Source organism: Streptomyces sp. NPDC048111, assembly GCF_043202815.1.
Classification (GTDB): Bacteria; Actinomycetota; Actinomycetes; order Streptomycetales; family Streptomycetaceae; genus Streptomyces.
On record NZ_JBIDBD010000063.1, the window covers coordinates 1 to 6,887 of the forward strand.

Below are 6,887 nucleotides of genomic sequence, written 5' to 3' on the forward strand. Positions count from 1 at the left end.
CCCCCGCCCCCCCCCCCCCCCCCCCCCCCCCCCCCCCCCCCCCCCCCCCCCCCCCCCCCCCCCCCCCCCCCCCCCCCCCCCCCCCCCCCCCCCCCGGGCCTATCCACCCCCCCTACCGCGACCCATACACCACCCCCACCCTCTCGGCCCGCGCAAGAAGCTCCAGGGCGGCTTCGCCCGCCTCCCGCGGGCTCCAGCGGGCCCCCTTGTCGATGCCCGGGCCCGGCCGCCAGCCCTCCATGACGGTGATGCGGCCCCCCTCCGCCTCGAAGACGCGGCCGGTGACGCCCTCGCTCGCGGCCGAGCCGAGCCACACCACGAGCGGGGAGACGTTCTCGGGGGCCATCGCGTCGAAGGCGCCCGGGGCGCCGGGCGCCGCCATGGCCTCGGCGAAGGTGCCCTCGGTCATCCGGGTACGGGCGGCCGGCGCGATCGCGTTGACCTGCACGCCGTAGCGGCCCATCTCGGCGGCGGCGACCAGCGTGAGCCCCACGATGCCGGCCTTAGCGGCGCTGTAGTTGCCCTGCCCGACCGAGCCCAACAGGCCGGCGCCGGAACTGGTGTTGACCACGCGCGCGGCGATCTCGCGCCCCGCCTTGGCCTCGGCGCGCCAGTACGCGGCGGCGTGCTTGAGGGGCAGGAAGTGGCCCTTGAGGTGGACGCGCATCACCGCGTCCCAGTCGTCCTCGTCCAGGTTGACCAGCATCCGGTCGCGCAGGAAGCCCGCGTTGTTGACCAGGGTGTGCAGCGCGCCGAACGTCCGCACGGCCGTCGCGACCAGGGAGGCCGCGCCCTCGGTGGTGGCGATGTCGCCGCCGTGCGCCACGGCCTCGCCGCCCGCGGCGCGGATCTCCTCGACGACCTCCTGCGCGGGCCCGCCCGAGGCCCCGGCTCCGTCGGGCCCGACGCCCAGGTCGTTCACGACGACGCGGGCGCCCTGCTCGGCGAACGCCAGGGCATGGGCCCGTCCCAGCCCCCGGCCCGCCCCGGTCACCACGACCACCCGTCCCTCGCTGAGTCGGCTCATCTTCCGTTCTCCTCAAGCTCGTTGACCGCTTCGGTCGTCCGGTTGACCGTGGCCGCGTCCAGGAACGCGGGGCGTTCGCCGCCGCCGTGGACGTGCAGACAGGCACCGCTGATGTAGGCGGCGGCCGGCGAGGCGAGGAAGACGGCGGCGGCGCCGACCTCCTCGGGCTCGGCGAGCCGGCCGAGCGGCACGGTGGCGGCCACCCGCGCGAGACCCTGCGCGTCGCCGTAGTGCAGGGCGCTCAGTTCGGTGCGGACCATGCCGAGGACGAGGGTGTTGACGCGCACCTCGGGTGCCCACTCGACGGCCATGGAGCGGGCCAGCCCTTCGAGTCCGGCCTTGGCCGCGCCGTAGGCGGCCGACCCGGGCGAGGCCCGTCCCCCGCTCACGCTGCCGATCATCACGACGGATCCGCGCGCGGCCCGCAGGTGCGGGCGGGCCGCGAGCGAGGCCGTCAGCGGGGCCACCAGGTTCAGTTCGACGACCCGCGCGTGCCGCTCGGCCCCGCCCTCGTCGAGCAGCCGGTAGGGGGTGCCGCCCGCGTTGTTGACCAGGGTGTCCAGACGGCCGCAGTCCGCGGCGACGCCCGCGAAGAAGTCCCGTACGGCGGCCGGTTCGCGCAGGTCGAGCGGGCGGTACTCGGCCGTGCGTCCGCCGGCGCGCAGCGGTGCGTCCGGTGGTCTGCGGGCGCACACGACGACGTCCGCGCCCGCCCCGAGGAACGCCCGCGCGATCCCCGCGCCCACGCCCCGGGTTCCCCCGGTGACGACGACCACCTTCCCGGTCAGCTCCATCCGCGCTACCTTCCCCACCTAACAAATGTTTGGTGGAAAGGTAGCTGATCCGCCCATGGGTGTCTCCACCTCAAGCCCCGAGAAGGGCATTCGCCTCGTCACCGTCGACTTCCCGCCCGTCAACGCCCTGCCCGTACGGGGCTGGTACGAACTCGCCGACGCGGTCCGGGCGGCCGGACGCGATCCGGAGGTCCGCTGTGTGGTGCTCGCCGCCGAGGGCCGCGGTTTCAACGCCGGGGTCGACATCAAGGAGTTGCAGCGCGACCGCGGCCAAAGCGCGCTCATCGGCGTGAACCGGGGCTGTTACGAGGCCTTCGCCGCGGTGTACGAGTGCGAGGTGCCGGTCGTCGCGGCGGTGGGGGGGTTCTGCCTGGGCGGCGGCATCGGACTGGTCGGCAACGCGGACGCGATCGTGGCGAGCGAGGACGCCGTGTTCGGCCTGCCCGAGCTGGACCGCGGCGCGCTCGGCGCCGCCACCCATCTGGCCCGCCTGGTCCCCCAGCATCTGATGCGCGCCCTGTACTACACCTCGCGCACCGCGACGGCCCAGGAGCTGCACGCCCACGGCTCGGTGTGGAAGGTCGTACCGCGAGATCAACTCCTGTCCGCCGCACTGGAGTTGGCGGCCGAGATCGCCCGCAAGGACGGCACCCTGATCCGCCTGGCCAAGGCCGCGATCAACGGCATCGACCCCGTCGACGTGCGCCGCAGCTACCGCTTCGAGCAGGGCTTCACCTTCGAGGCGGCGCTCGGCGGCGTGGCCGACCGCGTCCGCGACACCTTCGCCGCCACCGCCACCGCCACCACTGCCCCTGCCGTACCGGCCACCCCCGCCGCTTCCCCCACCCCGGCAACACCAGCCACCCCAGCAACACCAGCCACACCGGCCACCGAGGAGGCCTCGCCGTGACCGACAAGACCATGACACCGGAGGACGTCGTCGCGCGGCTGCGCAGCGGCATGACCGTCGGCATCGGCGGCTGGGGTTCGCGCCGCAAGCCGATGGCCCTGGTCCGGGCCCTGCTGCGCTCCTCCGTCACCGACCTCACCGTGATCTCCTACGGCGGCCCCGACGTCGGGCTGCTGGCCGCCGCCGGACGGATCCGCCGGCTCGTCGCGCCGTTCGCCACGCTCGACTCGATCCCCCTGGAACCGCACTTCCGCGCGGCCCGCCAGGCGGGGGCCTTCGAGCTGATGGAGGTGGACGAGGCGATGTTCATGTGGGGACTGCACGCGGCGGCGAACCGGCTGCCGTTCCTGCCGGTCCGCGCGGGCCTCGGCTCGGACGTGATGCGGGTCAACCCCGGGCTGCGCACGGTCACTTCACCGTACGAGGACGGCGAGACGTTCGTCGCGATGCCGGCCCTGCGCATGGACGCGGCGCTCGTCCACCTCAACCGCGCCGACCGGCTGGGCAACGGCCAGTACCTGGGCCCAGACCCGTACTTCGACGACCTGTTCTGCGAGACAGCGGACAGCGCGTACGTCTCGTGCGAGCGGATCGTGGACGGCTTCGACGGGGCCGTGCCGCAGTCCCTGCTGGTCGGGCGGTACGCGGTCACGGGGGTCGTCGAGTGTCCCCAGGGCGCCCATTTCACCTCGTGCGCGCCGGACTACGGCCGTGACGAGCCGTTCCAGAAGCTGTACGCGTCCACGCCCTGGGCCGAGTTCGCCGAACGGTTCCTGTCCGGGCCCGACGAGAAGTCCTACCAGAGTGCGGTGCAGAGCTGGCACGAGGAGCGCGCATGACGACGGACGCCGCGCGGGTCTCCCGCGCCGAGTACTGCGTGATCGCCTGCGCCGAGGCCTGGCGCGACAACGGGGAGGTGCTCGCGAGCCCCATGGGCCTGATCCCCTCGGTGGGCGCCCGCCTGGCCCGGCGGACCTTCTCGCCCGACCTGCTGCTCACCGACGGCGAGGCGATGCTGGTCGGCCCCGACGGGAGGCCCGAGGGCTGGCTGCCCTACCGCAGACACCTGGCGATGGTCACCGGCGGGAAGCGGCACGTCATGATGGGCGCCGGCCAGATCGACCGGTTCGGCAACCAGAACATCTCCTGCATCGGCGCCTGGGAGCGGCCCGCGCGCCAGCTCCTGGGGGTGCGCGGCGCGCCCGTCAACACCCTGAACAATCCGGTGAGTTACTGGGTCCCCCGGCATTCGACGCGGGTCTTCGTACCGCGCGTCGACATGATCAGCGGAGTGGGTTACGACAGCGCCGCCGCGGCGGGTCCCTCCGCCACCCGCTACCACCGCATCCCCCGGGTCGTGAGCAACCTGGGCGTCTTCGACTTCGCGACGCCGGACCACTCGATGCGGCTGGTCTGCCTCCACCCCGGGGTCACGCTCGACGAGGTGCGCGGGGCGACGGCGTTCGAGCTCGCCGTGCCGGACCGGCCGGCGTTCACCCGCGAGCCGTCGGCGGCGGAGCTGCGTCTGATCCGGGAGGTCATCGACCCGGACGGCCTGCGCGAGGGCGAGGTCGGCCGGTGACCGGGGCCCCGCTCCCCCGCCTGGAGACGGCACTGACCCGGCTGGTCGGCGTACGGCATCCGATCGTGCAGACCGGCATGGGCTGGGTCGCCGGTCCCCGGCTGGTCTCGGCGACCGCGAACGCGGGGGCGCTCGGCATCCTCGCCTCGGCGACGATGACGACCGCCGAACTCCGCGCCGCCGTACGGGAGGTGGCCTCCCGCACCGAGGAGCCGTTCGGGGTCAACCTGCGGGCCGACGCCGCCGACGCCCGCGAGCGGGTGCGGATCATCATCGAGGAGGGCGTCCGCGTGGCCTCCTTCGCGCTCGCCCCCTCCCGCGAACTGATCGCCGAGCTGAAGGACGCGGGCGTCGTCGTGATCCCCTCCATCGGCGCCCGGCGCCATGCCGAGAAGGTCGCGGCGTGGGGTGCGGACGCGGTCATCGTGCAGGGCGGCGAGGGCGGCGGCCACACCGGCGAGGTCGCCACCACCGTGCTGCTTCCGCAGGTGGTGGACGCGGTCGGCATTCCGGTGGTCGCCGCGGGCGGCTTCCACGACGGGCGGGGTCTGGTGGCCGCGCTCGCCTACGGCGCGGCCGGCATCGCGATGGGCACCCGCTTCCTGCTCACCTCCGACTCGACGGTCCCCGACGCGGTGAAGGCGATGTACCTGCGGGCCGCGGTGCGGGACGTCACGGTGACCACCGCCGTGGACGGCCTGCCGCACCGCATGCTGCGCACGGATCTCGTGCGGTCCCTGGAGGGTGCGGGGCGCGCCAGGGCCCTGGTGCAGGCGGTCCGCCGGGCCGCCGGGTTCCGGCGGATCTCCGGGCAGACGTGGCCCCAACTCGTGCGGGACGGCCTGGCGATGAAGCACGGCAAGGATTTGACATGGAGTCAGGTTCTCCTCGCGGCGAACACCCCGATGCTGCTGAGGGCGTCCATGGTCGAGGGTCGCACGGACCTGGGCGTGATGGCCTCCGGCCAGGTGGCCGGCCTGATCGAGGACCTCCCGAGCTGCGAGGAACTGATCGGCCGCGTACTGGGGGAAGCGGCGAAGACCCTGTCCGCCCTCCCCACCCCACCCCCCTGACTCGTCTACCGGCCTACCGGCCTACCGGCCTACCGGACAAGGGAGTTGATCCCCCATGAAACAGCAACAACGACTGCGCCGTCACACCCGTACGGTGACACGTGCCAGATCGGTGACGGCCGTGGTCGCCGCGGCGCTGGCGGTGGGCGTGCTGCCCGCCACGGCCACGGCGGCGCCGAACGGCCCCGTCCCCCTGGCCGCGGGCCCCGCACAGCACCGCGCCGCCACCGCCCCCTCTCCCCGGCAGATCGTGCTGCAGGGCGCGGTCAACGTCCGCGACCTGGGCGGATACCGGACGTACGACGGCGGACGCGTCCGGTACGGGGTGGCCTACCGGGCCGACGCGCTCAACAGGACGACGGACGCGGACATCGCGACGCTCGGCCGTCTCGGGCTGCGCGAGGCGGTGGACTTCCGGGTGCCGGTCGAGCTGCAGTACGACGGCCCCGACCGGTTGCCCGCCGGGCTCGCCGCGACGCCGCGTCCGGTCACCGACAGCGGTCTGTACGCGCAGATGGTGACGGCGATCGGCTCCAGGGACCCGGCGACGCAGGACGCGATGCTGGGCCACGGCAAGGCGGAGGCGCTCATGCGCACGGTGTACCGGGCGTTCGTCTCCGACGCGGACGCGCGGGCGCAGTTCGGGGCGACCCTGAAGGACCTGGCGTCCGGGCGCGGCCCGCTGCTCTTCCACTGCTCCTCGGGCAAGGACCGTACGGGGTGGCTGAGTTACGTGCTGCTGCGCGCGGTGGGGGTGCCGGCGGGGACGGCGGAGCAGGACTACCTGGCGTCGAACGGGTTCCGGGCGGCGGCGGACGCGGCCCTGCGGGCCGGGCTGAAGCAGTCCGGGGTGATGCAGGATCCGGATCTGCTGATTCCGTTGCAGGAGGTGCGGGGGGAGTACCTGGCGGCGGCCCTGGACGAACTCGCTTCCCGGTACGGGGACTTGTACGGGTACCTGACCCGGGGCCTGGGCCTGCCCCTGCCCGACTTGGCCGCACTGAGAACCCGCCTCGTGCCGTAGCCCCGCCTCTGGGGGCGGCCCTGGGGGTGCGTAGTTTGCCGCGCCCCTGGCAGGGCTGGGGTGCCCGGGGTGTGCGCAGTTCCCCGCGCCCCTGGCAGGGCTGGCCACTCCGGGGGGCGGGGTGCACGCGTGCGGCATTCAGCTGCGGGCCGTGGTCGCTTCTCGCGCAGTTCCCCGCGCCCCTTGGCGGGACCGGTCCTGCGCCGCGCGAGTAGCCCAGCCTGCCTCGCGCAGTTCCTCGCGCCCCCAACCCCTCGGTCGCGTGCGGACCGTGCTCGCTACTCGCGCAGTTCCCCGCGCCCCTTAACTGCCTGGTGCTGGGCAGCACCAGGCCACCTCAGCCCGTCCGGCGATTGAGGCCGAGCGCCGTTCAGGCGCGAAAGGGGGTGCAGGGGGCGCAGCCCCCGCCGGGGTCCGAGGGGCGGAGCCCCTCAGCGGGTCTGGGGCGCAGCCCCAGGGGCCGAACCCTTCCAGCCC

At 74.2% G+C, this 6,887-nt stretch carries 7 protein-coding genes; 5 read left to right on the forward strand and 2 right to left on the reverse strand.

Going from position 1 to position 6,887, the window contains the following annotated elements; all coding sequences use genetic code 11:
* Positions 1-112: 112 nt before the first annotated feature.
* Positions 113-1,027, reverse strand: a complete 915-nt coding sequence (locus ACGF3I_RS35075; RefSeq protein ID WP_393139360.1) for an SDR family oxidoreductase — start codon at positions 1,025-1,027, stop codon at positions 113-115.
* Positions 1,024-1,821, reverse strand: coding sequence for an SDR family oxidoreductase (locus ACGF3I_RS35080; protein WP_393139362.1), 798 nt, complete (start codon positions 1,819-1,821; stop codon positions 1,024-1,026). Before ACGF3I_RS35080 ends, ACGF3I_RS35075 begins: the two co-directional genes overlap by 4 nt.
* A gap of 55 nt (positions 1,822-1,876) precedes the next feature.
* On the opposite strand from ACGF3I_RS35080, the gene ACGF3I_RS35085 reads away from it, so the two are divergent.
* The 5 genes from ACGF3I_RS35085 to ACGF3I_RS35105 are packed head-to-tail and all read left to right on the forward strand — an operon-like array spanning position 1,877 to position 6,410.
* Entirely contained in the window at positions 1,877-2,731 is an 855-nt protein-coding gene (locus tag ACGF3I_RS35085) for an enoyl-CoA hydratase family protein (RefSeq protein WP_393139364.1), read from the forward strand.
* Complete coding sequence (locus tag ACGF3I_RS35090) at positions 2,728-3,570, forward strand: CoA transferase subunit A (RefSeq protein ID WP_393139366.1); 843 nt, start codon at positions 2,728-2,730, stop codon at positions 3,568-3,570. Before ACGF3I_RS35085 ends, ACGF3I_RS35090 begins: the two co-directional genes overlap by 4 nt.
* Entirely contained in the window at positions 3,567-4,313 is a 747-nt protein-coding gene (locus ACGF3I_RS35095; protein WP_393139368.1) for a CoA-transferase subunit beta, read from the forward strand. Before ACGF3I_RS35090 ends, ACGF3I_RS35095 begins: the two co-directional genes overlap by 4 nt.
* Positions 4,314-4,333: 20 nt before the next feature.
* Entirely contained in the window at positions 4,334-5,386 is a 1,053-nt protein-coding gene (locus tag ACGF3I_RS35100; RefSeq protein ID WP_393139372.1) for an NAD(P)H-dependent flavin oxidoreductase, read from the forward strand.
* A gap of 55 nt (positions 5,387-5,441) precedes the next feature.
* Entirely contained in the window at positions 5,442-6,410 is a 969-nt protein-coding gene (locus tag ACGF3I_RS35105; RefSeq protein ID WP_393139370.1) for a tyrosine-protein phosphatase, read from the forward strand.
* Positions 6,411-6,887 lie beyond the last annotated feature (477 nt).